Below are 25542 nucleotides of genomic sequence, written 5' to 3'. Positions count from 1 at the left end.
CTCGTGAGTGGCAAGGACGGTTAGAACCGTCCTTACCACTCACGAGGGGCGGGGGTCAGGCCTGCTGCGCCTGCCACATCCAGTGCGCCTTTTCGAGCTCCTGGGTGATCTCGATGAGGAGATCCTGGGTGACCAGGTCGCTCTTGTCGGTCTCGTCGATGCGCTTGCGCAGCCGCTCGATCAACGCGGCGAGGATCTCGACGATCGCGGCCACCGTGGACTCGACGGACTGCCAGTTGTCGGGGTAGTCCGGCAGGCCGGAGCTCTCGACGACGGCCTTCGCCTGGCCGTTCGGCGAGATGCCGATGGCGTTGGCGCGCTCGGCGACCTCGTCGACGTACTGGCGCGCGGTGGCGACCAGTTCGTCGAGCTGCAGGTGCGCGCTGCGGAAGTTCGCGCCGACGACGTTCCAGTGGGCCTGCTTCGCGATCAGCGACAGGTCCACCAGGTCGACCAGTGTGGCCTGCAAGGCGTTACCGGTGATCTCCTTGTCGGCTTCGCTCAACGGACTCTGGATCGGAGACTTGCCCATTTTCGGTCTTCCTTTCGGAAATCAGTCGGTTCGGGGGTGGGGCCTGCCGCGGCCGGGATCAGACCGACGCGGACAGTGCGACCTCGATGTTGCCGCGGGTCGCGTTCGAGTAGGGGCACACCTGGTGCGCCTGCTCGACGAGCTGATCGGCCTGCGCCTGCTCCAGGCCGGGCAGCGAAACCTTGAGCGCCACGCCGAGCCCGAAGCCCACGTCCTGCTTGAGCACACTGACCTCGGCCGTGACGGTGGAGCCGTCCAGCTTCACCTTCGCCTGGCGCGCGACGAGTTGCAACGCGGAGTGGAAACAGGCGGAATAACCGGCGGCGAAGAGCTGCTCGGGGTTCGTCTTGTCCCCGCCCGGCCCGCCCATCTCCTTCGGGACCGCCAGCGACTCGTCGATGACGCCGTCGGAGGACGTGACCTCACCGTTGCGGCCGTCGCCGCGAGCGGTGGCCACAGCGGTGTACAGAGCTTCAGCCATTCTTCGCCTACCTCCTGGTCTCAAGACACGCCCCGTTGAGCGTCTCTTCGGTGTCAACGTCCCGCAACCGCGAAACCTTGCCACCCCATGGCAGGCATCACGTCCGGGAATTACCCGGACGATGACCGGAACAAACGACTAGGCGCGGTTCAGCGCGAACTCGGCGACCTGGCTTCCGATCAGGCGGAGCGTGCGGACGCTCTTCTCGTCCGAGGCGCCGCCGGCTTCGTCGAACTTGGTCTCCGCGGTGTTGATCGAACCACCCAAAGGGGTGGCCCAGCCGCGCAGCGCGTGCGTGATCGTGCGCAGCTGCTCCAGCGTGGTGACAGCGGCCTGCCAGCCGTAGGCGACCGCGGCGAGGCCGACCGCGCGGCCGTCGAGATACGGACGGGCGTCGTCGCGCAGGTCTTCGACGTAGTCCAGGGCGTTCTTGACCAGTCCGGACAGCGCGCCGTGGTAGCCGGGCGAGACGACGACGATCCCGTCGGCGCGGCGGATCGCTTCGACCAGCCGGGTGGCTCGCTCGTGCCGCTCCGCCGGCGCGGTGTCGTAGAACGGCAACACCAGTTCGGGCCCGGAGATCAGCTCCGTGGTGACTCCGGCTTCGGCCGCCCCGCCGAGCGCGATGCGCAGCGCGCGCTCGGATTGCGAGCCCTCCCGCAGAGAGCCGCCGATACCGAGGACATGCGCCGTGTTCGTCGAAGTCACGCTTTCGAGGCTAACCCCTCTACTTAAGTGGAGGACCAGGATCTGGAACGGAGTCCTGCGTCACACCCGTTCGCCGCAACCGGGCCCGGTCCCGCTGGACGGCATACCTACTCGAAAGTAACCTGACGGGAAGCCCCCAGGAGGAAGCATGGCGATACCGCTCCAGATCCGTGCCGAGGCCGCGTTTTCGCAGCTGGCGTTCTGGCTCCCGAAGCCGGTCAGACGGGCCATCGCCGGGCCGCCCCTCCGCCTGGACGGGCAGGAACTCGCTCTGGACGCCCAGCTTCTGCTCCGCCTGCAGAAGCTGGCGAAGGCGTCGCTGGTGCGGGGAAGCGTCGAAGAGTCGCGCAGCATGCTCTTGGCGAGCAGGCATCTGGTGAGCGGGCCGACGATCGAGCCGGTCGCCACCAGGGAACTGCTCATCCCCACGGGTGACGGCGACGTGCCGGCCACGCTCTACACCCCGGCCGGACTGCCGGACCCGTCCGGGCTGCTCGTGTTCTTCCACGGCGGCGGCTGGGTGGTCGGCAGCCGCGCCTCCCACGACAACAGCGTCCGCTACCTGGCGAAACAGGCGGGCGTGCGGGTTCTTTCAGTGGAGTACCGGCTCGCGCCGGAGACGCAGTTCCCCGGCGCCACCGAAGACGCGATCGCGGCGTTCGAGTACGCCTACGCGAAGGCGCGGGACCTGGGCGCCGACCCGGCCCGTATCGCCGTCGGCGGCGACAGCGCGGGCGGGAACCTCGCGGCGGTGACGGCGCAGCAGGCGGTGAAACGCGGCGGCGGGGTCCCGGCGTTCCAGCTGCTGTTCTATCCGGCGACCGATTTCACCGTGCGCCGCCGCTCCCGGGAATTGTTCGCGGAGGACCTTTTCCTCACCGATGCGGATATGACCTGGTTCGAGGGACATTACGTGCCGAAGGGCACCGATCTGTACAACCCGAAACTCTCCCCGTTACACGGCGACGTTTCCGGATTACCGCCCGCCTATATCGCGACAGCCGGATTCGACCCGCTGCGCGACGAGGGCGAGGCTTACGCGGAGAAATTGCGGAAGGCCGGGGTGCCGGTGGCGCTCAGCCGCCAGCCGGACCTGATCCACGGGTATCTCAACTTCCTCGGGATCGGACGGCGGTTCCGCGAGGCGACGGCCGAAGCGGCGGGCGCCCTGCGGCTGGGCCTCGCCCCGAAGTAAACGGCCAGATCCGGTGCGGATAAATGTCCGCACCGGATCCGGCCCCCATTTCATGGTCCACCGCCCTGCACGGCGAACCCCTGACGATCTTCTAACGACCCATGCCTGTCTCTCGGGAGCGCGTCAGCGCGACGAGAGACTTCACCCCGCGCGCCTCTTTCGGCCGAAGGCCACGGAAACCTTTTGTAGGGCGCCCCTACCTGCCAACGTGAGCTGGTCGCGATCCCGCGCCCTGCGAAAGGTTTCCGTCAGCGCGCGGCAACAGCACCGCGTGGCGAAATTACGGCGTGGGAAGCGGGACGGGCGGTGTCGGAAGCGGCGGTACAGGTAGCCCGCCGAGCAGGCCGCCGAGAATGCCGGTCACGGCCGCGAGCAGGGCTTTCACCAGGTCGCTGACGATCTTCAGCGGTCCGGGAAGGTCCGGGAGCGACGGGATCGGCACCGGCAGCGGCGGCAGCTGACGTGCCTTCGCGGTCGGGTCGGCCAGCAGCCTGCTGGACTCGACGGAACGACCCTGGGCCAGGTCGCCGAGCTTCTGCGTTTCGGTCTGGATCTGATAGCGCTTGCCCGCGGCGATGTCACCGAGGACGGGGCTCAGCTTGTCCAAGTCCGCCCGCGTCTTGGCGACGTCACCGGCGTAGGCCACCTTGGTGAGGCCGTCCCGCATCTGCAGCACCTGCGCGGCGAGCGCCTGCGTGTTCGACGAACCCTTTCCACCATCGGTGCTAGCCGTTGCGGCGCCGGCTGAGGCCACCGCCAACAGACTGCCTGCGGCGACCGCGGCAATCGTCCGGGCAATGTTGCCTTTCATTCCTTACCTCCTGGCCTCTGGGACCTGACGAGGTAAATCGATACCCGCCGTATCGGCCGAACACCACCCGATCACCGGTTGGAACACTTTTCTAACCCTTACGTGCCGGATTCAATCCAGGGGAAGACGCCCGCAATTGATTAACGGCGAAATCTTGCGCCTCCCCCTGAAGATCATCCTTTTCCCGCCGATTTATGACCACCTGTGACCGATCGACACCGTGGTGCGGTTCGTTCACCCACAGCGGTGTAAACGGTGATCGTTTGGCTTCATCACTCCGTCGGACAGGCGTGTCGCACTGCTCCACTCGGGGTGTCCCCCACGCACGCCACGGCACCTTCTGGTTTCACATGCGAGTGGGGACATGGAACGCCCCCGGTGCGGGCACCGGGGGCGTTCGGTGGTGGGAGCAGCCTCTCGAAAGAGGTCCTTTTACTCGCGGAAGGCGTCCGCGACCTTGTCGCCGAGATCCTTGTCGACGTTGCGCCAGTACTCGAAGACGCGCTCCAGCACCGGCCGGGAGACGTCGTTCGAAGCGTGGCCGATGATGTTGTTCGCGAGCCGTTCACGCTGCGCGTCGTCCATCACGTCGCGGACGAGCGTGCCCGGCTGGCCGAAGTCGTCGTCCTCGGCGTGGAGCTTGTACGCCGACCGGATGACCTCGTCCTCGACGCCGTAACCCGAAGCGGTCTCGGAGGCGATCTCAGCGCTCGCGTGCGGGCCGCCGTAGGAGTTCGGCGCGTACACCGGGTCGCCCGGGTTGTTGTAGCGCATCGCGCCGTCACGCGAGTAGCTGTTCACCGGGGATTTCGGCGCGTTGACCGGGAGCTGCGTGTAGTTCGCGCCGATCCGGTAGCGGTGCGCGTCCGGGTACGCGAACAGGCGTCCCTGCAGCATCTTGTCCGGCGACGGGCCGATACCCGGCACCAGGTTGGACGGCTCGAACGCGGCCTGCTCGATCTCCGCGAAGTAGTTCGCCGGATTGCGGTCGAGCACCCAGCGCCCGACCTTGATCAGCGGGTAGTCGCCCTTCGGCCACACCTTGGTCAGGTCGAACGGGTTGAAGCGGTAGTCCGCGGCCTCGGCGTACGGCATCACCTGGACGTACAGCGTCCAGCTGGGGTGGTTGCCCTGCTTGATGTTCTTGAACAGGTCGCGGATGTAGTAGTCCGAGTCCTCGCCCGCGATGCGGTCCGCGTCGGCCTGCGGCAGATAGCCGATGCCCTGGTCGGTCTTGAAGTGGTACTTGACCCAGAACTTCTCGCCGCCGGCGTTCTCCCACAGGTAGGTGTGCGAGCCGAAGCCGTCCATCTCCCGCCAGTTCGACGGGATGCCGCGGTCGCCCATCAGCCAGGTGACCTGGTGCGCGGACTCGGGCCGCAGCGTCCAGAAGTCCCACTGGATGTCGTGGTCGCGCAGGTGGTTGTCGGCGCGGCGCTTCTGCGAGTGGATGAAGTCGGGGAACTTGATCGGGTCGCGGATGAAGAACACCGGGGTGTTGTTGCCGACGAGGTCGTAGTTGCCCTCGGAGGTGTAGAACTTCACCGCGAAGCCGCGCGGGTCGCGCCACGTGTCGGGCGAGCCGTTCTCGCCGGCGACCGACGAGAAGCGGGCCAGGCTCTCGGTGCGCACGCCCGGCTGGAACAGGGCGGCCTTCGTGAACTGGCTGACGTCCTCGGTGACCTCGAGGAAGCCGTGCGCGCCGCCGCCCTTGGCGTGGACGACGCGTTCCGGCACGCGTTCACGGTTGAACTGGGCGTTCTTCTCGATCAGGTAGTGGTCCTGGAGCAGGATCGGGCCGTTGGCGCCTATGGTCAGCGAGTCGTTGTCGCTCGCGACGGGGATGCCCACGTTGTTCGTGGTCGGCAAGGTCACGCCGGTGCCTCCTGGTTCGTGGTGGTGAGCGGTCAGCCACCACCACCCTCCCGGCTATTCTGGAATCAGTCAAGAAAAGACCCCGGACCGGGTGACCCGTGCCTCGCGAAAAAAACTTGCACGCGCGTACCAAGTTACGTTCTCATCGGACCTATGGCCCTCGCTCCGTATCGTCGCGTGTTAGCCGTGCCCGGAGTTCCCAGCTCGATGCTGCTGATGTTCCTGGCCCGGCTCCCGATGACGGCCATGGGCGTGACGATGACGCTGTACGTGGTCAACGACCTCGGCCGCGGCTACGGCGCGGCCGGTCTGGTCGGCGCCGCCACCACGCTCGGCAGCGCGATCGGGGCGCCGCTCGTCGGCCGGTACGTCGACCGCTACGGGCTCCGGCCGGTGGTCGCGATCTGCGGGCTGGCCTCGTCGACGTTCTGGATCAGCGCGCCGCATCTGCCGTATCAGGTGCTGCTCGCGGTCGCGCTCCCCGCGGGGGTGCTGTCGGTGCCCGCCGGGACACTCGCCCGGCTGGTGCTCACCGCGCTCGTGCCGCTGGAACAGCGGCGAGCGGCGTACTCACTGGACACGATCCTGGTGGAGGCGTCGTTCATGATCGGGCCGTCGGCCGGGATCATGGCGATCACGCAGCTGCCCGCGGTCTACGCGCTCACCGGTATCGGAGTCTGCTTCGCGCTTTCGGCGACGCTGATCTACCGCCAGAACCCGCCGATCCGCGCCGAGGCCGACGCCGAGGTGTTCGCCGGGGAGCGGCCGCCCGTGCGGAGCTGGCTCACCGGACGGCTCGTGATGGCGATGTTCATCGCCGCCGGCGCGCTGTTCTGCCTGGTCGGCATGGAGCTCGCCGCGCTGGCGACACTGCGCGCGAGCGGGGACATCGCCTGGTCCGGGCTGCTGATCACACTGATGTGCGTCGCGTCCGTCCTCGGCGGGGCGATCCACGGCGCGGTCCGTCGGTCGCTTTCGCAAGGCACCCTGATGGTGCTGCTCGCGGTGCTGACCCTGCCGGTCGGGCTGATCGCCGAGCCGTGGTGGCTGCTGGCGATCGTGCTCTTCCCGAGCAACGTGCTGTGCGCGCCGACGCTCGCGGCGAGCACGGAGACGGTCAGCGCGGCGGCGCCGCCGCGGGTGCGCGGTGAGGCGATGGGCCTGCTGGACGCGGCGAGCCGGATCGGGCTGGCGATCGGGAGCCCGATCATCGGGTTCGTGATCGACCACTCCAGCCCCGGCTGGGGGTTCGCGGCGTCGGCTCTGGGCGCGCTGGCGATCGCCGCGGTCGGCCTGTTCTGGCGCCGGTCCCGGACACCCGCCGCCCAGGTGCCCGCACTCACTTCCTCCTGACGCGTTTAGTCCTCTGAATGCGGTAGTTGCGCGTGCGACGACCGCATTCAGAGGACGAAATGCGAGGGGGTGGTGCTAGGCGCAAACCTTGCGGAGGGCGTCGAGCCGGTCGAGGTTGCGCTTGGTCCAGTCCGCGATCTTGCCCGCGTCCTGGATGTTCTCCTTCTGCACCTGCAGGTACGAGTCGGCCATGCCGGTGAGCGCGCTCGCGACGTTCTGCTCGCCGACGCTGTTCGCCAGCTCACGCAGGCGTTTCTCCTTGTCCGCGGCGCGTTCCTTGATGGTCGCCGGGTCCGGATTGAGGTCGGCGAGGCTGAGCGCCTCGGCACAGGCGCCGACCTTCGTCGCGGCCTTGTTCGTCTGATCGACGGCGTTCGTGACCTCGCTGCAGCCCGCCAGCGCGAGTCCGGCGGCCGCCAGGAGCGCCGCGATTCCCAACCTCTTCATAGGAACCACAGTAGCGAGAAACGTGGGTGGTATGTCGGGTTCCCGGCACACCACCCACGTTTCACCCCTTCACGCAGACGACCTGCTTGAGGTGCGCGACCACCTCGACGAGGTCCGTCTGGGCCTTGATCACCGTCTCGATGTCCTTGTACGCGGCCGGGATCTCGTCCACCACACCGGAGTCCTTGCGGCATTCCACGCCGGCGGTCTGCGCGGCGAGGTCTTCGGCGGTGTACAGCTTCTTGGCCTTGTTCCGCGACATCCGGCGGCCCGCGCCGTGCGACGCGGACTGGAAGGACGACGCGTTCCCGAGGCCGCGCACGATGTACGAACCGGTGCCCATGCTGCCCGGGATGATCCCGAGGTCGCCCGAACCCGCGCGGATCGCGCCCTTGCGGGTCACCAGGAGGTCGACGCCGTCGTAGGTCTCTTCCGCCACGTAGTTGTGGTGGATGCAGAACCGCGCTGACCAGCATCGGAGCCCCGATTCTGGGGCAGATCTGGGGCAAACATGCTCGCGTTCGACCTCTACCGGCCGCGCGTTCGGCCGGCGTTGGCCGTCGTCACCGACCCGCCGGTCGCCCGCTTCACGCGGTGGGCGCCGAACCTCCGCGCCGTCGCGGCCTACCTCGCGGTACGCGCCCTCGGCGTGGCGATGCTCGCCGTGATGGCGGCGCCGCGCGACTTGCCGCTGCTCGAGCGGTTGAGCGCGTGGGATGGCTGGTGGTACCTGCAGATTGCCGAGAACAACTACACCGGAGTGCCCGAACCCCTCGACGCGGCGGGCGAGCTTTTCCCTGCTGCGCCAATGGGTTTCTTCCCGCTGTACCCCGGCGCCATGCGGGTACTCGGCGAACTCGGCCTGCCGCTCGTCGCTGCCGGGCTGATCGTGTCGACGGTCGCCGGCGTCGTCGCCGCGTGCGGCCTGCAGCGCATCGGCGAACGCGTGGGCGGGCAGCGCGTCGGCCTGCTCCTCGTCGTGTTGTGGGCGGGCGCGCCGATGTCGATCACACAGTCGATGGTGTACACCGAGGCGCTGTTCGTGGCGCTCGCCGCGTGGGCGCTGGTCGGGGTGCTCGAGCGCCGGTACGGCATGGCCGCGCTGTGCGCGGTGTTCGCCGGGCTGACCCGGTCGACCGCGGTCGTCCTGGTCGCCGTCGTCGTGGTCGCCGCGGCGCTCGCTGCCGTGCGCAGTGGCGGGCGCGACCGTTGGCGGTTGCTGGGATGGGCGGCGATCGCGCCCGCCGGGTTGGCCGGCTACTGGTCGTTCGTCGCCGTGCGCACGGGGAGCCTGACCGGGTGGCAGGACATCGAACTGCGCGGGTGGGGTGTCCGGTGGGACTGGGGTCGCGAGGCGGCCGAGTACACGGTGCAGCTGCTCGCCAAGGAGGGCAGCAGGTTCGAGACGCTCGTGCTGTTCGTGACGGTCGCCGCGGTCGTCCTCGGCGTGGTCATGATCGCGCACCGCATGCCGTGGCCGCTGGTCGCGTACGGGATCGGCGTCGCAGTCCTCGCGATCGGCACCGCCGGATTCCCTCAAATGCGGGGGCGTTTCTTGCTGCCCGCGTTCGTGCTGCTGCTGCCCATCGCCGTCGGCCTCGCGAAACGTCGCCCGTCGACCGCGGTCGCCGCGGCCGGGGCGTTCGTCCTGTTCGGCTGCTGGTACTCCGCGCACTCGCTCACCGCGTGGAAGTACGGCATTTGACCGAGTCTCGCTACTCCCCTTGCCCGACAACTGAAACCCGATCCATGAGGAGACGCCAGTGAGAATCCGTATCGAGGGCACCACGCAGGAGACAGCCGCGGCCGCCGAGCTGCTACGCGAGGTATTCAACGTCCGCGAGGTCAGCAGCTTCTACCCGAACCGCGGCCGGTCGACCCTCGGCCGGGTCTACGTCGACGTCGAGTTCGCGCGGCCGGACACAGTCAGAGCGACCGCGACGCGCGTCGAACACCCCGCCCAACAGGTCGCAGGGACGCAGCCGAAGCAGTTGCGGTGAGGCGCTGCGACTCTCAGTAGCGACACGCGTGCAGTATCGTGGTGTTGCACCTCTTCGCGGAGGGAAGCCCCCGGTTTGGCCACCGGGGGCACGCGAAGAGGTCGACTCCGCGAATGAGGGTGGTCGTTGATGAACGACGTTTTGCCTGCCGACGCTCCGGTCGGCGCACGCATCCGCCACTACCGAGACCGGCGCGGCATGTCCCGCCCGGTCCTTGGCGGCCTCGTCGGAAAGACCGGCGAATGGGTCAAGGCAGTCGAGAACGGTCGCCTGCAGACACCGCGGCTACCGATGCTGCTCCGGATCGCGCAGGCACTCGAACTCGACGACTTGGCGACGCTCACCGGCGACGGGCACGCTGTGCCCGTCTCGCTGTACGCGGGGCCGCGACACTCGGCGCTGTCCGCTGTGCAGACAGCGCTCACCGAATATCGCGTGTCGCTCAAGCTCGAGCCCGTGTCTGTTCCGCACCTTGCCGTTCGGCTGCGTCAAGCGTGGCTGGTGCGCCACTCATCGCCCGACCATCGGACGCAACTCGGCACGCTGCTGCCGGACCTCATCCGCGACGCGCAGGTCGCCGTGCGGGCCCTCCGTGGCGATGAGCGACGCGAAGCGCGCCGGGTTCTCAGCGGTGTCTATCAGCTCGCCGACTTCTACGTCGCCTACCAACCCGCTCCTGAATTGGTCTGGATGGTCGCCGACCGCGCACTGACCGAGGCGCAGGAGGCAGACGACCCGTACATGATCGCGGGCGGCGCGTGGGCGATGGTGCAGGCACTGCGCGAGGCCGGCCGCTGGGATGAGGCGGTAGACCTCGCCACCGACGCGCGGGACTCGCTCGCCCGGTACCTCGACGGGGCGCCGGACGATTGGCGCGGCATGGTCGGTGCACTCGACGCCGAGGTCGCCTACGTCCACGCTCGCCGCGGACGGCATGGGTTGGCATGGGCACATTGGGAGAAAGCCGACCAGGTCGCCCGGCGACTCGGCGCCGACTACCGACACACGCAATCCTCGTTCTCGCAAAGCGTCATGTCCGCCCACGCGGTCACCCTCGGCGTGGAGCTGCGCCGAACCGGCGAGGCACTGCGCGCGGCGAACGGGTTCGACCCGGTCGCCATTCCTTCCCTCGCGCGCCGGGGGCGACATCTCATCGAGGTTGCTCGAGCGCACGCACTCGAGGGAGACGACAACGGGGTGCTAACTCTCCTCGACCGGTCGCAGCGCGTCGCAAACGAGACGATCAGCTACAACGGATTTGCGCGAGACATGCTGCTCAAACTACGGAAACGACCGCCCACCGGGCGGGAATCCGAAGTGCGTCGTCTGTGCGATCGCGTCGGGTTGGCCGCGTAGCCCAACCGAGTGAAGGTACAAACTGTACCCCTCCCCTAGTTGATCACTCCTAGCGTTCATGGCGTGACAACACGGGGATGGCGGATCGAGCGCCCGCAGCAGATTAAGGACGTCAACGGGCGACCTGCCGTGATCACGGTCGGCGTCGTGCGGGATCACTCCGACCATTTCCGGGTCGCTCTCGCACTAAACGACGGGCCAACGCTGCTCCTCAAGTCCGACCAGCGCGACGTGTTGGTCGGACATCTTGACGCTGCCCGCGACGCGGCGGCACGCCTCGAACGGAACGACCGGTGAGCGTCCGCACGCAACCCACCATGAAGGGGTGGCGGCATCTTCGGGAGTTGGCCGGTTTCGGCCTGACCGGGCAGCGTGTCGACATCTTGACCGGCGTGGTTGAGACCCCGGCGGGCCTGGCGCCCGCGCTGCTGGTCGGGGTGTGCGGGCTGGTCGTCGACGAGATGCTCGTCAAGGGCATGGTGACCGCGCTGGAGCAGGCGGCCGAGGACGCGCGCCGCGGTGGTGATCCGCTGTGGTGAGGCATTCGTTGATGGCGCGGCGCCGGCTGTTCGGTCGGCGGCGCCGCGTGCCGACGCAGCACCTGGTCGAGGTCCCGTGTGTGGCGGATGAGTACGAGTGGCGGCAGTTCGCCGGAACGTCGCACCTGTACCCGGTCGCGCGACTTGCCGATGAATGGGCAACGACGGTCATTGCGTGGTGCGAGTGGCGGCGGTCGGCCTGGCCTGTCGGTCACGAGCGGGGCGAGGTCGGCCGGATGCCCCTCGACGCGCGGCACCGGGCCGTGGTGGGCGCCTGCGCGGACTGCGTGCACCTGCAGAGGTTGGCGCACATGGACGCGCGGCGCCGCGCACGGGAGGCGCGCCGTGCACGAGCGTGACCGAAAGCTGCTCGCCGGGATGGCGCGCATCAACGCGGAGCTTGGGAACGTGACCCTTGCACTGCTCTCGACGCAGCCGGACGACGCCGAGTACGCCGCGTCGCTGCGCCAAGTCGGGACCGACCTCATTCGGGTTGGCATCGCGTTGACGTCCCGCGCGGCTGAACTCGACGGCAAGCTGATAGATCTCGACGCCATCATGCCCGCCCCTGCAGCGCAGGAAGGCGATCCGCCGTGAGCGCCGTCGAGGTCGGTAGCTATGAGCACTTCCTCGCCGAAGTGGGCGCGGGCCGGGTGTGGGTCATGGGCTTGGGCGGCGCCGGGTCCGCCGAGATCCTCGTTGGCAGCGGCGGGATCAACGCTCCGGAGTTCGAGGATCGCGGTTACCTGTACCGCGCCCTCGACGACGGCGACGTCCGGATACACGGCGGGCGCGTGATGCTCGCCCGACCGATGGCAGGCCGCGGCGAAAGGCCGTCACCTGCCTGACCCCGAAGAACTCCCGGCGTCGCCCAAACCCTCGAGCGACGTCGGGCCCGCCCCGGTCAGCGTGCCTCCCCTGGTAATCCGCTGACCGGGGTTCCAAACGCCCCGTTCTCTTTCGCGTGGAGGACGGGGAGCCGGGACCGGCCGATGACACCGGTCCCGGCAACCGCCCGCCGCACTGGGGAAATGCGACCCGCGGCGGGCGCCGGGGGGCGGGGCGGCGGTGCCCCGCCCCCCGGCAATCCTTATCCGGAAACCGAAAGTGAAAGAGAGCCTGTTCGTCTTGGCATACAACGAACTCTGGACAGAAGACAACGTGAGGGCGCAGGAGGAAGCCGACCGGAAGCGGCGAGAGGAACAGGCAGGCAACGATGAGGGCTAACGCAGACGGCACGTCTCAGGACGGCAACTACACCGACGAACAGAAAGCGGAATACCGCGCCGCCTACGGCGAGGAACTGCCGGACATTCCCTGCGAGTGCGGGGCCCAGAACTGTGACGGGAGCTGCCCGTGATCATCCATTGGTGGCGAGTCGGCTAAACCGCCGGCGGTCGACCCGGCGCGGGGCCGACCTCGCCGGACACGAAAGCGGCCGCCCCGCGCTGCCCGTCGAACGGGTGGCGCGGGGCGGCCGAGTGGTGTGTCAGGTGCGCGGGGGCGGGTCGTCGAGGACGTTCTGCAGCCGGTCGGTGTCGCCGCCCTGTGCGGCGATGTGGGCCTGCAGTTCGCCGAGCCACTCGGCGAGGTCGGTGGTGTTCCGCGGTGCCCGCCACGTTCCGATGGCGGCGAGGACCAGGGCGATACCGGCCGCGCCGGACGGGCCGACGTCGACCCCGACGGCGTCGAGGACGGACGCGACCCCGACCCCGGTCGCGCCACCGGCGACGGCGCCGATCAGTTTCCAGAACCGGCGGGCGACGGCGGCGAGCCGGGCGCCGAGGCCGGGTTCGTCGACCGGGCCGCCGTGCTGCCCGGTCACGGGATCGCCTGAATGAACACGGAGACGGGCGAGGCGCACGAGTAGCGCATGTGGACCTTGGTCGTCCCGCGAGGGATCGGGATCACCTCGCCTTCCTTGACTTCGGTTCGCCACTTCACCGGGTCGCCGCCGGTGCCCTCGCCGGGGGTGGCGGACCAGTTGTAGAGGTGACCGCCGTGGATGACGGACTTGGACGCGAAGATGAGTTTCACGGCGCAGTCGGGCGGGACGGCGAGAACCTCTTCGTTCTCGTTCATCGCAGCGGGCAGGGTTGCCATGTTGTCCTCCGTCATCAGGATGCGGCCGGTGGGCCGGGGCGGGGTGGGCGGGTTCGGGGCGCCGGCGGCGCCGAGGTTCCACGCGGCGGTGTCGTCGCCGGTGGCACCGGCGAACACGGACACGTGGACGTGCTGTTTGTGCGCGTTCAGCCCGGTGTAGGGCATCCACTGCCACGGGTTGTGTCCGGGCCGAGAGTCGATGATCCGGCCGCGGCTGATGATGTACTTGATCCGCGGATCGCGGTGGGCGACCAGGCGGTCGGCGAGCTGCTGCGCGTCGAGGCCGCCCGCCGGGTCGTGGGTGAAATCGCGGGCGCAGACCTGCCCGGATGCGGTCGGGTTGTGGTCCGAGTACCGCGCCGAGTGGGCTTCATCGCCGATCGATCCGTCGGACGCGCGCGACCGATTCGGCGCCGCGGCGTTGATCTGGCCGAGCAGGATGTCGAGCGAGTGCGCTACATACCAGGACACAAGAGGCTCCCTCACTTTCCGATCAGCGTGAACACCCACGCGAGAACGACACCGATAATCGCCACGGCGAGGGTGCCCCAGAATTTCCAAGAGTCCTTTTTGGACGTTTGCAGTTCGGCGACGTCGCGTTCGACCTCGTCGAGGCGTCGTTTGATGACGGCGATCTCCGGGCCCTGCTGCATCATGTGCGACCGGAGATCGCGGGCGAGGTCGGCGAGGTCCGTCCGGACTCCGCCGAGTTCGCCGTGCAAGTCGGTGCGCAGGGCGGCGAGCTCCTCCCGAACGTATTGCCAGCTAACAGGGTTTCCGGGTTCGGGGAGCATCGCGCGCCCTCCTTACTGTCGCATGTAGACGCTGTAGACCTGGCAGACGGTCGACCCGGCGCCGCCGGTGTCGAGGCTGCAGGTCAGTTGTACGGACACGTCGTTCTGGTCCAGCCACGGCGAGATGTCGTACGGTCCGCGCAGCGAGTTCGAGAGCCCGGTGTCGGTCCACGTGCCGACCTCGACGCCGTCGAACTTGAGCCGGTACCGCGGAACGTGGGTTGCGCCGATCGCGCGGCCGGTCACCGTTCGCAGCTGCACGAACTTGTGCAGGATCGACGCACGGCCTTCCCACATGATCTTTTCCGAGGCCAACTGTGAGTTGTCGATGTACATGTAGTCGTACGTGAAGCCGAGTTCCGGGTTCGGCGGCACATCGCTTTCGATCACGAATTTCGGATACATCGGGATGGGCAGCCACGGGCGCGCCATGCCGCCCGCCCCGGCGGCGTTGTCGGAAAACAAGATCACGTTGTTCTGATCTCTCATCGCGAAGAACGGCTGCCCGGCGAAGTATCCCGACTGCAGGACTACCGAACCGTTCTCGCGGTTGAGCGCGAAGACTTGCTTACCCTCGCTGTTCGGTCCGATGTAGAGGATCTGCGTGCCCTGGTCGTCGACGACCTTGAGGAAACTGTCGTCCAGCAAGGTGATTCCGCCTCGGCGGATGATGGCCGAGGTGAGCCCGGACAGCTTGCGGAACGCCTCGAGCGCGCGCTCGAGCTTGGATACCCGGTCGACCAGGTTCGACGGCTGGTTGAGCTGCCCCACTGTGGTGTTTCCCTTCGGTCAGGCGACGTCGTCGAGCAGGGGGCCGCAGGTGACCCGCACGGTTTCCTTGTCCTCGCCGGGCGAGATGGACATTCCGATGATGCGCAGGCTGGTGTCGATCCCGGTCGGAACGAAATCGTCTTCGATGATCACGTGCGCGTCGTCGCCGAGCCCCCATTCGCCGACGATCGGTGACCGGTCGCCGCGGACCTCGAGTTCCGGCAGGACGACCGGGAGGCGCGAGGCGAACTGATCGGCGTCGGCGTGCTGCTGCAGGGTGTCGACGTTCGACACGGTGGTGTAGGCGGTCTCGGATTCGATGAGGGGGAAACCGCCGGCGTAGCGGGTGGTGTCCTCGGCGACGGCGATCAGGGTTCCGTCGTCGGATCCCTCGCCGGTGGCGAAACCGCGGGAGGCGTACCGGGTTCCGTCACTCGGCCACGTGTAGTCAATGAGGTTCCCGCCGAACTCGAACACCCACGGCGAACCCTGCTGACCGAGCCACGGTGTGCCCTGCCGGAACAGCCGGGTTGGCCGGCCGTTCGCGTCGGGCCCGCCGGAGTCGAACATCATGTCGGCGCCGCCCTCGACCGCGGCGAGCTGCCGCAGCGCCTCGCCCACCCACGGCAGTTCGTACCCGGCGTACTGCCGGGTTCGGTCGATCAGCGAGAGCGACGTGTCGGCGACGATGCCGAGATCGCCGCCTGTGTGCGCTTGCGCCGAGGTGACCAGTCCGCGGGCGATGGCGTTCTGATCGCCGCTGAACGTGAGCCGCAGTTCGGCGATGTCGTAGGCGGGCGCCACCGGGAAAGTCAGCAGCGGCAACACCTTGCGGTGATCGAAGTACGTCCACCAGTCGCCACACCCGACCTCGACCGTGCGCGAGGTGGAGTTGTAGCGGCGGGTCCAGATGATGCCGCCCCACATCACCTTGTCGTCGCGGTAGACGTACAGGCACCGGCGGCCGGGCATCGTGAGGTCGTAGGGATCTTTCACTTTCCGGAACGGGTTGGTACGCGACTCGACCCCGAACGTCCCGCGTGCCGACCCGGAATCGTTGAGCCGCTTGGAATACTCCACATTGGACAAGGGGAGTTCGGCGAGCGGTGCGTTGGTCAGCAGGTCGTGCACCATGTAGGTGTAGAGCGGCGCCGCCATCAGAGACCCGCATCCTCGACCAGCAGCTGCCGCCCGCGAACGGCGTCGATCGTGGCCGTACCGGAGTTGACCGCGGACGAGACCCCGAACGTGATCTGCCCGCTGAACGTCGCTCGCCAGAACGACACGCGCGTCGTGGTCCGGTAGCTGCCGGGTGGTGCGTCGGTGTGAAACTCGAACTCGGTACTTCCCGCGAGATCGATCGTGGCGCCCGCCTTGTATCGGTAGCGCATGGTCAAGATGTTCGACGCGCCCGCTTCGCTGCGCACGTGCGTGATCTTGTAAAAGCGGCCGTTCACCACCGTGCCCGTGGCGCGTTCGGTCTGCAGGGTGTCGGCGCCGGTGACGGTTCCGGATCCCAGGTGCACGCCGAAGGCGACGATTCCGCGCGGGGCCGCGGCGTCGACCACGCTGATAGTCGCGTTCCACGCGGACCCGGTCCACCGGTACAGGATGTTGTCGGTGGTGAGGATCGCGAGTTGCCCGGTGAACGGGTTGGTGATGTCGGCGAGCGCGCCCGTGGTCACGGTGCCCTGGCACTGCCACGTGCCCGACGTCGAGTTGTAGACCTCGGTCCATCCCTTGTCTCGCCGGTAGATCGTGAGCCCCGGAACCGCCGGCAGTGCGGCGCGTTCGGTCAGGTTCGCGACCGGGACGACACCGCCGAGGGCGACGACGCGCGCCGGGCGCAGGTCGTCGATCATCGCGCCGGTGACCGTGGTCGCCCCGGCGCCGATCCGGATCCGAGCCAGCAGCAGGTAGTCGGGGTAGAGCCCGCCCTGTGTCGGGTCGGGGTCGACCGGGCTACCGGTCGCGGTGCCCTTGACCCGCATCACCGTGTACGCGGTCGACCCGTCGGCGTAGTAGGTATCGGTCTGCCGGGCGATGATCAGGTCACGCCTGGCGTTGGACGGGTCGGCCGGGTCGGTGCCGAGGACGTTGAGGGTCTTGTCGCCGTCGAGCGTGGCGATGTACGGGCCCATGCCGCGGCTGGCACGGATGACGGACCGGAACGCGGACACCTTGACGTTGACGTCCGGAGTCGGCGAGGTCGCGGCGACCAGTCCCGGAGTGCCGGCGGCGTTGATGATCCCGACGCTGTTCGCGATCGCGGACGCGCCGGGCTGCAGCAGCGCGCCGAACGCCACGCGGGAATCCTCGGCGTCGACCACACGGGTAGACCCGTTCATGGTCGCCCAGCTATCGCGCTCTGCCACGGGGAAACCTCCTTCTCATTGGTAGGCGTCGTGCCAGATGACACGGAGTTCGGCGGCCGGGTCGTAGGCGCCGCCGGTGAACTGGATCCGGGTTGGCTCGCCGTCCGCGAGCGGTGTCCACTGCGCGACGAACAGCCGTTGCCGCACGCTCACGCCGTTGATCTCGACGGTGCGGGCACCGGGCGCGGTGTCGATCCGCAACGTCTGTCCGGCGAGGACGGTCCACGCGGGATCGAACATCAGCACGCGGCCGCCGTAGATGATCTGTGGTCCGGACACCGGGCCGTCGACCTCGAGCACCGGCCACGTGGGCACGTGCCCCGCGTTCGTGGCGATGGCCTGCCCGCCGGTGGTGCCGATACCGAAGTCGAGACCGCCCCCGCCGAAGTCGAGCCCGCCGGATCCGAAGTCGAGACCGCCACCGGCAGGCACCGCTAGCCGGGTGCTGACCGTCTTCTCGGCCACGCTGTACAGACGCGGGTCGTTGGCCTCCCAGGAGACCGCACCGGCGACGTAGCCGACGTTCGCGTACTTGAGGTCGGTCGGGATCGCCCGGCGCTTCACGCGGGCGTTCACGCGCACGGGCAGCCCGTCGAGCTGGATCACCAACGGTTCGTTGTCCGGGTTCTCGCCCGGCGCGGTGATCCGGCGCAGCGTGTCCAGCGCGGCCGGAAGTCCGGGATGGTCGCCGCGGTAGATCCATTCCCACACGACCTCGCGGTCGGTCGAGAGCAGCTGACCGAGGTAGCTGCCGTGGTAGCCGGGCAGCGCGGTGTTTCCGCCACGCTGCCCCGGCAGGTCCCACAAACCGCTGATCCGGGTGGTGCCGAACACGGTGTCGCTGCCGAGCAGCGTGTCGCGCCACTCGAGCTGACCGTCGAGGGTCACCAGCTCGCCCGCCATCAGTAACCCCCGCTCTTGGAAAACCAGTCGAGATCACGCGCGACCTCGCCGGGCGGCGCGTCCGCGGGCGGGTGGTAGTTCTCGATGTGGACCAGCGACCGGCCGCCGGATCCGCCGGCGGCCGCGGCCGAGCCGGGCGCACCGCCACCGGCCACGCCGTACCCGGCGCCGAGCGTCCCGCCGAGACCGCCCGCACTGGCGGCGATCGACGGACCGATGCCACGCACGAACCCCTGCACAAGACCGAAGTTCTCGACAAGGCTTTCGTGAAAGCCCTGCATGATCGCTTCACCGGCGGGCTGCAGCAGCGTCCGGTCATACGACAACGGTCCCTTGTGGTCAGCAATCCAGCTTGCGATGCCGCCCACAAAATCGGTGACCGCGCCCCACGCGTTTTTGAGGCCACGCAGGAAACCGTCGATGATCGCGCGTCCGGCGCGGACCAGCAGCCCGGCGAGATCGCCGAGCGCGTCGAGGATCCGGCCGGGGATACCAGCCACGAAACTGACCGCCTCGTCCCACCGGGTGCGGATCCAGCGTGTGATCTCACCGAACCAGCCCGAGATCTTGCCCGGCAGGGACCCAAACCAGCCGATCGCCGCCGCGATCCCGTCAATCGCGCGGGACGTCGCGCCCTTCACCCATTCCCAGGCGCCGCCGAAAACATCGACGACGAACTTCACGACCGCGCCGAGCAACGCGAGGCTGAACGCGTGGAACTGCGCGATGTGCGTCACCAAGAACGTCAGTGCGGGCGCCAGGAGGTTGATCAGGAACGCGGCGAGTTCGGCGACCATCGTGATGATGGGCGTGAGCGCGACGACCAGTTCGGCGATCGGTGGCAGCAGCCCCACGAGCGGCGGTAGCAGCTGCACGAACGCGCCGATGAGCGCGCCGAGCACGGGCGAGATCGCTTGCAGGATCTGGAGAATCGCGCCGCCGAGGGTGGTCGCGAGCTGACCGAGGGTCGGCAGGAGTGGCACGATGGCGGCGGCGAGCTGCCGCAGCGTGTCGGCCGCGAACTGCGAGATCAGCGTCGCGATCTGCGACACGATCGGCACCAGTTGCACCAGGATCGGCGCGAGCGAACTAGCGAACTGCGCGGCGATCTCGGCGATAGCGGGCACCAGCGGCATGATCGGTGACAGCAGCGATAGAAATGCTGGCACCAAAGGGGTTACCGCCTGGAGGATCTGCGTCAGTGCCGGGATCAGCGAGCCGGTGAGCAGCCCGCCGAGCTGCGAAAAGATCTCGGTCACAGCGGGTCCGGCCGCCTCGAACACCCCGACCAGCGCGTCGGCGAGCGGACCGAGAGCGGTCGCGACCTGCACGAAAATCGGTCCCAGGCTCTGAATCACCGGAATCAGGGCGCCCGCCAAACCGTCCACAAGGGACGAGATCACGGGCAGCAGCGCCTCGAGGATCGGGCCTCCCGCTTGGGCGAGGGTGCCGAGCACGGCGCCGACCAGGCCGAGGATCTCGCCGAGCGCGGGACCGAGCGCGGAGAACGCCTGCCCCACGGCCGTCGCCGCCGGGGCGAGGTTGGCCGCGAACTGACCCACACCAGCGCCAAGAGAGGTCAGGAAATTCGCCAATCCGTCGAACACGGGTCCGGCCGAGTTGATCGCGGTCAGGAAACCCGGCATGGCCTGCGACGCGAAACCGGTGATGCCGTCGGTGAGGGTGGTCAGGTACGGGCCGATGGCTGAGAACGCCTGTCCGATGGACGGCGCGAGTTCGTCGAACGTCGCTCGCAGCTGCCCGGCGATCTGCGCGAAGTACGGGACCAGCGGCGCCGCCAACGTCGTGAGCTGCGACTTGACGTGTGTTCCGAGCGAGGTGAACGCCTGCGCCACAACGGCGTTCTCCTTCAACACCATGGCGCCGATACCGGCGAACGCCAACGGCACCGCGGCGAGCGCGCCACCGGCGACCAACGCACTAGCGGCCGCGGCCGCGCCGAACATGCCGAGTTTCTGCGTGAGCCCGAGGATGCTCTGCGCGTTGCTCTGCGCCATGCCCGCGGTCTGCTCGCCCGCGGCGCGCATCACCCCCGCCGTGACGAGTGCCTCCCGCCGGATTTCCCGGAACACGGAAGACACGCCGTCACGGCCGAGGATGTCGAACAGCAGGGACGTATCGGAGGCCATGACACCCCCTCGCCTCTATGTAGTTTTTTGTTGTGCCTCAACGATTTGATCGATGTACGCACACGCCGCGTGGAACTGCGAGACCGTGAGCAGCCCGAGCTCCCACGGGCGGATGTGCAGGACCTCGGAAATTCTCAGGCAGTACTTGCGGCCTTTTTCTTCGATGGCGCTTTTCCCGCCGGGGCGGGCACCTCGTCCGCCTGGTCCTCGTCGCCGTCGTCGCTCTTGTCGAGCTGCGCCTTGAACGCGGCGACCGCGGCGCGCCGCTTGTCCTCCGAGATTCCGGTCGCGGTCTGCGCGGCGGTGTGCAGCTTCTCCAGCAGTTCACGGCCGAGGATGACCTCGACCTCGCCCGCGCGGAAGTCGACGTCGTCATAGCGCAGTTCCTTGTGCTGCTGCCGCAGCACGTGCCACAGCGCTACCCGCTTCGCGCGGATGGAACCGGACATGAGCGACTGCTGCAGCTCGTCGAGGCTGCCCTCGAACTTGCGCTCGAGGTCCTCGGCCGCGGCGACCCGCAGGTCGTCCGGGTCGAAGTCGTACCGCTGCGCGGGCCCGTCGTCCGGGCTGTAGGCGATGACGAATTTCAAGGGAGTTCACACCTTTCGGGAGAGGCGGCGCGCGGTGGCATCCATCGCTTCGACCACGCGGCGGCGGGCGTCCATCGCCGCGCCGCGCATGGCGTCGTCGAACCAGTCCGGCTTGCCGACCTGGTGGGATTCGGTTCCGTGGTTCCAGTTCGGATGCGACCAACCGGCCGCGGAGTTCGTGCGGCGGGGAGCGTGGGTGAAGCCGCGGAGTTTGATGGTCTTGGTGATCGCGCGGGCGCCGGCTGCCTTGCCGGACATCTTCGCGACGACTTGGATTTTCGAGGCGATCGCCGACCGCAGCGACCGGCCGGGGTGCTTGGTCTGCGACGGCATCGACCGGATGGCGGCGCGGGCCTGCTGCCGGGCCGGTTGCAGCGCGGTACGCAGGTTCCGCGCCAGATCCTTGCGAAGAGCCTTACCGTCCTCTTCGGTGCGCAGGGCCCGCGCGATGTCGCGCAACCGCTTCTCCGGGCCCGACAGGTCGAGGTCGACCGGCATCTACGACACCGCGCGGGAAACCTGTCCCGACGTCGGCCACTCGACGTCAACCTCGGCGATCGACCCGACCTGCCCGGCGATCGGCGCCCACTTCTTCATGAGCACGGTTCCGGTGTACTTCGGGTTGGACGGGCCGACCGCGGCGTCGGACAGCCGCACCTCGAACGGGACCAGGTTCCCGATCAGCGGCCACATGGTCGCGTCGAGTTCGCCGGCGGCGATGTCCTGTTTGAACGTCGCGGACAGGCTGCCTTCCTTGATTCCGCCGAGGACCTCTTTCCAGCCCAGCGACCGGTACGTCGTGGCGTCCTCGTCGGACACCTCGACGCTGAGTTCGATTTTGCTCGAGTGTTCCGACACGTCGACCGCGTTGATCGACAGATACGCCGAGAGCAGCACCATGTGCGGCATGGGGTTTTCTCCTTACAGGGTCAGGCGATGCCGAGGGCAACGACGAACAGGAACGACGGCGCGCCGCCGGTGATGGTCCACTTGGGACGGAACCAGGTATCGGTGACCGGGCCCGGTGCGCGGGCGATCTGCCCGCTGAGAACACCCGCCGCCCCGAACGTGGCGACTGTGGTCGGGGAGGCGAACGTGTTGTCGGCGTCGGACTCGATGCCGAGCGTGATCGACGGCGAGCCGGTGCCCGCGATCGACAGGACGTGAGCCGCGGCGTAGAGATGTTTCCCGGCGGGGACGGCGCCGAGCTGGATCCCGGAACCGGTGCCGGTCGCGGTGCGGGCGGTGCCGGGCGGGTGCGCGATCTGCCCGCGGACCAGCGGCCACGTTCCCTTGGCCTCGCCTTCCCACGGCGCGACGGCGCCGACCTGGTCGCCGAGCTTGTACTTGCCCGACATCGCCGACGTGAAGTAGGCGAGGCTGCCGAGGTCGGCGCGGTCCGGGCACGCCGTCCACGGGCCGAGGCCGCCGAGTTCGGTCCACCGGGCGTCGTCGACCCGTCCGGGGTCGCCCGCCTCCCACTGGCCTCCGCCGGACAGTTCGGTCTCGCGCAGGCCGCCGAGAACCTCTTTCCAGCCGCCGGACGCGAAGTTCGTCCTTTCCTCGTCGGACACTTCCGCGTTCAGCTCGAGCTTGTTCGAGGATCCGGTGAGGTCGGCGCCGCCGGTGAACAACCTGCAGTTGAGCAGCACGAAATGCGACACGATCAGTTCCCCCGCCCGATGATCAACACGCGCCATTCGGCGCCGTAGTAGTGGCTGTTGCTGTGCTCGTACAGGCCGTAGCCGGAACAGCGTTGGACCCGCACGGCGTCGCAGGTCCCGCCGAGCGACGGGTCGACCTCAAGCGCGGCCTTGACCGATTTCGGTCCTGTGCCCACGAGATAGCCGTCGAGTTGCTGCTGCCCGGTGCGGTCGGTCGCGTGCGACACCAGCAGACGACACGTGAGATAGACGGTGTCCATGCCGCGGCCGAACGTGGTGTCGTACTCGACCTCGACCTCGGCGACGAAAAAGGCCGGCGGGCTGATCGCGTCCGGGACGAACGGGAAACAGCGCAGCCCCTCGACGTGAGCCTCGACGGCGGCCGCGGCCGCGGCCTTGACTGCTGCGATCTCCACCCGCGCCCCCTATCCGAATCCGGGGAGCACGAACGGCGAGAGCAGCGCGGCGACGTCCGGGTCGGAACGGCTGATCCGGATCAAGCCCCATTCAGCCGACCCGCTCACCCCTTCCGGCGAGTCCTTGCGGCGATGCAGCCGCGCGGCCTGCAGCAACGTCGCCTGCACGATGTCCTCGGGAACGGCGGGCCATCCCCATACCGCGGTGACCCGCACGCGCCCGGTCGGGCCGTGCGGCCATATCCGGTCCGTGGCTATCCCGGTGTGCGGCCAACCGGGATCCGGTGCGAGCGGCGAGAGCTCGAACCGGGTCACCTCCGTGAACTGGCCGTAGGCGTGCCCGTCCTCGACGACCACCCCGGCGGGGGTGGCGATGTCGCCGGTGAGCAGCAGATGCCCCTCGGGGGCGAACAACGTCCGCCCCACGACCGGGAACGTCTTGGTGGTGGCGGTGTCGTCCCGGTAGAAGTGCCGGCCGCATGCCCGGTCGATCCCGCGCGACGCGGTCGCCAGGTGCCGAGCAAGCGCGGCATCTTCGCGGGTGTCGGTCGCCGGGATGTTGAGCGCCTCCTTGAGCGGCGCCACGGTGGCGTAGACCGTCTCGGCCATCGCGGTTACCGGGTCTGCTGACGCTTCGCGGTGGCGGGCTTCGGATCCTTGGGCGCGCCGTCGCCCTGCGCGGCGTTCTCGGTCTCGGCCGGATCCGTGTACCCGCGCAGGTCGAGTTGCTCGTCGACGGCCTTCACGCGGTCGTCCATGCCGCCCCGACCGGCGTAGGCGGCGCGTTCGCGCAACAGCGCGGCGATCATCGCATCGTCGGTCGCCGCCGTAGCGGCGCCCGACGCGGTGCCCTCCGGCGCGGTGGCGTCCGCCGTGGTGACGGCGGGGGCCTGGTCCTCGTTGCTCATTCCGCTTTCCTTCCTGCGACAGGGTGAAACACGCAGCGGCGAGCACGGTCCGGTGTGGACAGTGCTCGCCGCTGCAGGTGGACGGGGTTGGATCAGACTCCGGTGAACGCGGGCGTGATCAGCCCGGTACCGGAGATCTTGCGGGCGTGCGCGTAGCGGTTGTGGGTGAAGGCGTAGTAGCCGTAGACCACCAGGACGATGCCGAGTGATTCGGCCTTGGCCTGCTCCGCGCGAATGAGAACCGGCGCGTTCGGGTCCTCCCACAGGTGAAACTCGTTCTTGTCGCCGAGGTAGATCTCGTCCTCGTTCGTGCCCGCGCCGAGGTTGGTAGCGATGTTGTTGTCGACCAGAACCGGGGTGCCGTTGGGCAGCACACCGCGGATGCCGGATCCGTACCGTTCGGCGTAGTTCGTGCCGAGGGTCTTCTCGACAATGCCGGGCTGCGAGATCAGCGGCCACTTGGTGCTCATGGCGTTCTGCAGCCAGTACCACCGGCGGGAGTGCATCACGGCGATGTTCTCGCCGGACGCGACGTCGAGCAGCGCGCCCTCGACCCCGGCGAGCGCCTCGGGGATCTTCGGGTACAGCTCCTCGGCCGTCGGGGTGGCGTCGGTGTAGGTGACCGGCGTCGCGACGGCAGACAGCCCCGTACCCGCAAGGTTCAGGGTCTTCGAGTCCACGTTCGCGTGGTACCGCTTGTACAGGTCCTCGACGACCGTGTCGTCGACCTGCACGCCACGGTCGACACCTTGGCGCGACACGGTCTGGCGGCCGGCCGCGGTGCGAACCGGGATGGTCAGCAGCGTGTCGTCGTAGTCGGTCTCGGACACGTTGGTGTTCTCGGCGGTCTGGTCGTCCACGCTCGTGCCGGTGGTGCCGCGGCCGAGGTTCACGGTCATGCCGGTTTCCGGCAGGTCGTGGTGTCGGCAGGCATCCGCGAACGGACGGCCGGTCGTGGCCATCGGCGCGTACATGTCGACCAGGTACTGCGGGACCACCAGCCCGGTGAACGCGCCGGTACCGACCGCGCGCTGCTGCGCGCCCTCGACCTGCGCGCCCCGTTCGACCCGTTCCTCGTCCATGTGCCGGGCGAGGCGGGCCTGCGCGCCGTAGTCGCCGAGGAACGCCGAGGCGACGTCACGGGCGAACCCGGCGCCCTTGCGGTCCTGGTCGGCGCGGTAGGTGCGTTCCTCGGTGCCGACACGCGCCACCTGGTCGTAGGCGGGGCGCGGGGCGCCGGGGTTGGTCTCGCGCTGCAGCCGGTCGGCTGCGTCGTCGCGGGCCTGTTCCGCCTCGAGATCGGCGACCCGCGCCTGCAGGGCGTCGAGTTCGGTGTCGAGGTCGTCCTTGGCCTTGCGGGCCTCGGTGACCTTGGCCTCGTCGACCGTGTCCTGCGAGCGCAGGTCGGCGAGCGTCGAGGCGAAACCGTTGCGCTGCTCCAGTTTGGTGGCCATCTGGCCCCGGAGCTGCGCGATGAGCTGAGCGAGCGTCATGGTGACGTCGTCCTCCCTCCCGCGTGGCGGGGATCGTTGTTCGTCGGATGGCCCTGCGGGCAGCAGGCGGTGACTCCC

32 protein-coding genes and 1 pseudogene are annotated in these 25542 nt (G+C 68.6%); 10 read left to right on the top strand and 23 right to left on the bottom strand.

Annotated elements, in window-relative coordinates; all coding sequences use genetic code 11:
- Nucleotides 1–55: 55 nt before the first annotated feature.
- The 3 genes from ACIRGA_RS18685 to ACIRGA_RS18675 all read right to left on the bottom strand — a co-directional run bounded on the left by ACIRGA_RS18685 (nt 56) and on the right by ACIRGA_RS18675 (nt 1721).
- Nucleotides 56–532, bottom strand: coding sequence for a Dps family protein (locus tag ACIRGA_RS18685; RefSeq protein WP_400942583.1), 477 nt, complete (start codon nt 530–532; stop codon nt 56–58).
- 58 nt (nt 533–590) lie between these two features.
- Nucleotides 591–1013 (bottom strand): organic hydroperoxide resistance protein, encoded by a 423-nt coding sequence (locus ACIRGA_RS18680; protein WP_400942581.1) that lies wholly within the window; start codon nt 1011–1013, stop codon nt 591–593.
- Nucleotides 1014–1151: 138 nt separating this feature from the next.
- On the bottom strand, nt 1152–1721 hold the full coding sequence (locus ACIRGA_RS18675) for an NADPH-dependent FMN reductase (RefSeq protein ID WP_400942579.1): 570 nt from the start codon (nt 1719–1721) through the stop codon (nt 1152–1154).
- Between the two features lie 148 nt (nt 1722–1869).
- Here ACIRGA_RS18675 and ACIRGA_RS18670 point away from each other — a divergent pair, with 148 nt between their 5' ends.
- Nucleotides 1870–2916, top strand: coding sequence for an alpha/beta hydrolase (locus ACIRGA_RS18670; protein WP_400942578.1), 1047 nt, complete (start codon nt 1870–1872; stop codon nt 2914–2916).
- A 280-nt stretch (nt 2917–3196) separates the two neighbouring features.
- Here the strand turns inward: ACIRGA_RS18670 and ACIRGA_RS18665 are convergent, their stop codons facing one another.
- Both ACIRGA_RS18665 and ACIRGA_RS18660 read right to left on the bottom strand, forming a co-directional pair.
- Nucleotides 3197–3727: a hypothetical protein gene (locus ACIRGA_RS18665; RefSeq protein ID WP_400942577.1), complete on the bottom strand. Its 531-nt coding sequence runs from the start codon at nt 3725–3727 to the stop codon at nt 3197–3199.
- Between the two features lie 432 nt (nt 3728–4159).
- Nucleotides 4160–5602 (bottom strand): catalase, encoded by a 1443-nt coding sequence (locus ACIRGA_RS18660; RefSeq protein ID WP_400942575.1) that lies wholly within the window; start codon nt 5600–5602, stop codon nt 4160–4162.
- A 207-nt stretch (nt 5603–5809) separates the two neighbouring features.
- On the opposite strand from ACIRGA_RS18660, the gene ACIRGA_RS18655 reads away from it, so the two are divergent.
- On the top strand, nt 5810–6955 hold the full coding sequence (locus tag ACIRGA_RS18655) for an MFS transporter (protein WP_400942608.1): 1146 nt from the start codon (nt 5810–5812) through the stop codon (nt 6953–6955).
- A gap of 75 nt (nt 6956–7030) precedes the next feature.
- On the opposite strand, the gene ACIRGA_RS18650 is transcribed toward ACIRGA_RS18655, so the two are convergent.
- Together ACIRGA_RS18650 and ACIRGA_RS18645 are read right to left on the bottom strand one after the other, a co-directional pair.
- Nucleotides 7031–7402, bottom strand: coding sequence for a hypothetical protein (locus ACIRGA_RS18650; protein WP_037336230.1), 372 nt, complete (start codon nt 7400–7402; stop codon nt 7031–7033).
- Between the two features lie 61 nt (nt 7403–7463).
- A pseudogene (locus ACIRGA_RS18645) lies at nt 7464–7853 on the bottom strand (RtcB family protein); the annotation flags it as partial.
- A 60-nt stretch (nt 7854–7913) separates the two neighbouring features.
- Between ACIRGA_RS18645 and ACIRGA_RS18640 the strand changes: the two are divergent.
- The 8 genes from ACIRGA_RS18640 to ACIRGA_RS18605 all read left to right on the top strand — a co-directional run bounded on the left by ACIRGA_RS18640 (nt 7914) and on the right by ACIRGA_RS18605 (nt 12657).
- Nucleotides 7914–9107, top strand: coding sequence for a hypothetical protein (locus tag ACIRGA_RS18640; protein WP_400942574.1), 1194 nt, complete (start codon nt 7914–7916; stop codon nt 9105–9107).
- 58 nt (nt 9108–9165) lie between these two features.
- Nucleotides 9166–9402, top strand: coding sequence for a hypothetical protein (locus tag ACIRGA_RS18635; protein WP_400942573.1), 237 nt, complete (start codon nt 9166–9168; stop codon nt 9400–9402).
- Between the two features lie 129 nt (nt 9403–9531).
- The gene (locus ACIRGA_RS18630; RefSeq protein WP_400942571.1) at nt 9532–10758 is read left to right on the top strand and encodes a helix-turn-helix domain-containing protein; all 1227 of its coding nucleotides are present in this window, start codon (nt 9532–9534) and stop codon (nt 10756–10758) included.
- Between the two features lie 63 nt (nt 10759–10821).
- On the top strand, nt 10822–11055 hold the full coding sequence (locus ACIRGA_RS18625) for a hypothetical protein (protein WP_400942570.1): 234 nt from the start codon (nt 10822–10824) through the stop codon (nt 11053–11055).
- Nucleotides 11052–11297, top strand: a complete 246-nt coding sequence (locus ACIRGA_RS18620; RefSeq protein WP_400942569.1) for a hypothetical protein — start codon at nt 11052–11054, stop codon at nt 11295–11297. Before ACIRGA_RS18625 ends, ACIRGA_RS18620 begins: the two co-directional genes overlap by 4 nt.
- Nucleotides 11298–11642: 345 nt before the next feature.
- Nucleotides 11643–11894 carry a hypothetical protein gene (locus ACIRGA_RS18615; protein ID WP_400942568.1) on the top strand — a complete coding sequence of 84 codons (252 nt, stop codon included), beginning with the start codon at nt 11643–11645 and terminating at the stop codon, nt 11892–11894.
- A complete protein-coding gene (locus ACIRGA_RS18610) occupies nt 11891–12145 on the top strand; it encodes a hypothetical protein (RefSeq protein ID WP_400942567.1) in 255 nt (84 codons plus the stop codon). Before ACIRGA_RS18615 ends, ACIRGA_RS18610 begins: the two co-directional genes overlap by 4 nt.
- 368 nt (nt 12146–12513) lie before the next feature.
- On the top strand, nt 12514–12657 hold the full coding sequence (locus tag ACIRGA_RS18605) for a hypothetical protein (protein WP_400942565.1): 144 nt from the start codon (nt 12514–12516) through the stop codon (nt 12655–12657).
- Between the two features lie 129 nt (nt 12658–12786).
- On the opposite strand, the gene ACIRGA_RS18600 is transcribed toward ACIRGA_RS18605, so the two are convergent.
- From ACIRGA_RS18600 to ACIRGA_RS18525, 16 genes are all read right to left on the bottom strand, one after another.
- A complete protein-coding gene (locus tag ACIRGA_RS18600) occupies nt 12787–13122 on the bottom strand; it encodes a hypothetical protein (RefSeq protein ID WP_400942563.1) in 336 nt (111 codons plus the stop codon).
- Nucleotides 13119–13871, bottom strand: coding sequence for a hypothetical protein (locus ACIRGA_RS18595; RefSeq protein WP_400942562.1), 753 nt, complete (start codon nt 13869–13871; stop codon nt 13119–13121). Before ACIRGA_RS18595 ends, ACIRGA_RS18600 begins: the two co-directional genes overlap by 4 nt.
- 11 nt (nt 13872–13882) lie before the next feature.
- On the bottom strand, nt 13883–14194 hold the full coding sequence (locus tag ACIRGA_RS18590; protein ID WP_400942561.1) for a hypothetical protein: 312 nt from the start codon (nt 14192–14194) through the stop codon (nt 13883–13885).
- A gap of 12 nt (nt 14195–14206) precedes the next feature.
- Complete coding sequence (locus ACIRGA_RS18585; protein WP_400942560.1) at nt 14207–14965, bottom strand: hypothetical protein; 759 nt, start codon at nt 14963–14965, stop codon at nt 14207–14209.
- 18 nt (nt 14966–14983) lie between these two features.
- Nucleotides 14984–16123 (bottom strand): hypothetical protein, encoded by a 1140-nt coding sequence (locus tag ACIRGA_RS18580; RefSeq protein ID WP_400942559.1) that lies wholly within the window; start codon nt 16121–16123, stop codon nt 14984–14986.
- Nucleotides 16123–17340 (bottom strand): hypothetical protein, encoded by a 1218-nt coding sequence (locus ACIRGA_RS18575; protein ID WP_400942558.1) that lies wholly within the window; start codon nt 17338–17340, stop codon nt 16123–16125. The genes ACIRGA_RS18580 and ACIRGA_RS18575 overlap by 1 nt, the downstream gene beginning before the upstream one ends.
- A gap of 15 nt (nt 17341–17355) precedes the next feature.
- Nucleotides 17356–18243, bottom strand: a complete 888-nt coding sequence (locus ACIRGA_RS18570) for a hypothetical protein (RefSeq protein ID WP_400942557.1) — start codon at nt 18241–18243, stop codon at nt 17356–17358.
- Complete coding sequence (locus tag ACIRGA_RS18565) at nt 18243–20393, bottom strand: tape measure protein (RefSeq protein WP_400942556.1); 2151 nt, start codon at nt 20391–20393, stop codon at nt 18243–18245. The genes ACIRGA_RS18570 and ACIRGA_RS18565 overlap by 1 nt, the downstream gene beginning before the upstream one ends.
- Nucleotides 20394–20527: 134 nt before the next feature.
- Nucleotides 20528–20983 carry a hypothetical protein gene (locus ACIRGA_RS18560; RefSeq protein ID WP_400942554.1) on the bottom strand — a complete coding sequence of 152 codons (456 nt, stop codon included), beginning with the start codon at nt 20981–20983 and terminating at the stop codon, nt 20528–20530.
- Between the two features lie 6 nt (nt 20984–20989).
- Nucleotides 20990–21481, bottom strand: coding sequence for a hypothetical protein (locus tag ACIRGA_RS18555; RefSeq protein ID WP_400942553.1), 492 nt, complete (start codon nt 21479–21481; stop codon nt 20990–20992).
- Nucleotides 21482–21892 (bottom strand): hypothetical protein, encoded by a 411-nt coding sequence (locus ACIRGA_RS18550; protein WP_400942552.1) that lies wholly within the window; start codon nt 21890–21892, stop codon nt 21482–21484. It abuts the gene before it with no gap.
- 20 nt (nt 21893–21912) lie between these two features.
- Nucleotides 21913–22647 (bottom strand): hypothetical protein, encoded by a 735-nt coding sequence (locus ACIRGA_RS18545; RefSeq protein ID WP_400942551.1) that lies wholly within the window; start codon nt 22645–22647, stop codon nt 21913–21915.
- 2 nt (nt 22648–22649) lie between these two features.
- Entirely contained in the window at nt 22650–23063 is a 414-nt protein-coding gene (locus ACIRGA_RS18540) for a hypothetical protein (RefSeq protein ID WP_400942550.1), read from the bottom strand.
- 9 nt (nt 23064–23072) lie between these two features.
- Nucleotides 23073–23672 carry a phage gp6-like head-tail connector protein gene (locus ACIRGA_RS18535; RefSeq protein ID WP_400942549.1) on the bottom strand — a complete coding sequence of 200 codons (600 nt, stop codon included), beginning with the start codon at nt 23670–23672 and terminating at the stop codon, nt 23073–23075.
- Between the two features lie 5 nt (nt 23673–23677).
- A complete protein-coding gene (locus ACIRGA_RS18530) occupies nt 23678–23971 on the bottom strand; it encodes a hypothetical protein (protein WP_400942547.1) in 294 nt (97 codons plus the stop codon).
- A 92-nt stretch (nt 23972–24063) separates the two neighbouring features.
- Nucleotides 24064–25464, bottom strand: a complete 1401-nt coding sequence (locus ACIRGA_RS18525) for a phage major capsid protein (RefSeq protein ID WP_400942546.1) — start codon at nt 25462–25464, stop codon at nt 24064–24066.
- Nucleotides 25465–25542: the final 78 nt, after the last annotated feature.

The organism is Amycolatopsis sp. NPDC102389, from assembly GCF_044765885.1.
GTDB lineage: Bacteria > Actinomycetota > Actinomycetes > Mycobacteriales > Pseudonocardiaceae > Amycolatopsis.
The sequence above is the reverse complement of the archived record's forward strand: the minus strand, read 5'-3'. Positions and strand labels throughout refer to the sequence as shown.

Bases quoted from the DNA above. Each gene is read 5' to 3' on its own strand.
- ACIRGA_RS18685 (WP_400942583.1), bottom strand. From the start codon at position 532: ATGGGCAAGTCTCCGATCCAGAGTCCGTTGAGCGAAGCCGACAAGGAG.
- ACIRGA_RS18680 (WP_400942581.1), bottom strand. From the start codon at position 1,013: ATGGCTGAAGCTCTGTACACCGCTGTGGCCACCGCTCGCGGCGACGGC.
- ACIRGA_RS18670 (WP_400942578.1), top strand. From the start codon at position 1,870: ATGGCGATACCGCTCCAGATCCGTGCCGAGGCCGCGTTTTCGCAGCTG.
- ACIRGA_RS18665 (WP_400942577.1), bottom strand. From the start codon at position 3,727: ATGAAAGGCAACATTGCCCGGACGATTGCCGCGGTCGCCGCAGGCAGT.
- ACIRGA_RS18655 (WP_400942608.1), top strand. From the start codon at position 5,810: ATGCTGCTGATGTTCCTGGCCCGGCTCCCGATGACGGCCATGGGCGTG.
- ACIRGA_RS18650 (WP_037336230.1), bottom strand. From the start codon at position 7,402: ATGAAGAGGTTGGGAATCGCGGCGCTCCTGGCGGCCGCCGGACTCGCG.
- ACIRGA_RS18640 (WP_400942574.1), top strand. From the start codon at position 7,914: ATGCTCGCGTTCGACCTCTACCGGCCGCGCGTTCGGCCGGCGTTGGCC.
- ACIRGA_RS18630 (WP_400942571.1), top strand. From the start codon at position 9,532: ATGAACGACGTTTTGCCTGCCGACGCTCCGGTCGGCGCACGCATCCGC.
- ACIRGA_RS18605 (WP_400942565.1), top strand. From the start codon at position 12,514: ATGAGGGCTAACGCAGACGGCACGTCTCAGGACGGCAACTACACCGAC.
- ACIRGA_RS18590 (WP_400942561.1), bottom strand. From the start codon at position 14,194: ATGCTCCCCGAACCCGGAAACCCTGTTAGCTGGCAATACGTTCGGGAG.
- ACIRGA_RS18580 (WP_400942559.1), bottom strand. From the start codon at position 16,123: ATGGCGGCGCCGCTCTACACCTACATGGTGCACGACCTGCTGACCAAC.
- ACIRGA_RS18570 (WP_400942557.1), bottom strand. From the start codon at position 18,243: ATGGCGGGCGAGCTGGTGACCCTCGACGGTCAGCTCGAGTGGCGCGAC.
- ACIRGA_RS18565 (WP_400942556.1), bottom strand. From the start codon at position 20,393: ATGGCCTCCGATACGTCCCTGCTGTTCGACATCCTCGGCCGTGACGGC.
- ACIRGA_RS18555 (WP_400942553.1), bottom strand. From the start codon at position 21,481: ATGCCGGTCGACCTCGACCTGTCGGGCCCGGAGAAGCGGTTGCGCGAC.
- ACIRGA_RS18550 (WP_400942552.1), bottom strand. From the start codon at position 21,892: ATGCCGCACATGGTGCTGCTCTCGGCGTATCTGTCGATCAACGCGGTC.
- ACIRGA_RS18535 (WP_400942549.1), bottom strand. From the start codon at position 23,672: ATGGCCGAGACGGTCTACGCCACCGTGGCGCCGCTCAAGGAGGCGCTC.
- ACIRGA_RS18530 (WP_400942547.1), bottom strand. From the start codon at position 23,971: ATGAGCAACGAGGACCAGGCCCCCGCCGTCACCACGGCGGACGCCACC.
- ACIRGA_RS18525 (WP_400942546.1), bottom strand. From the start codon at position 25,464: ATGACGCTCGCTCAGCTCATCGCGCAGCTCCGGGGCCAGATGGCCACC.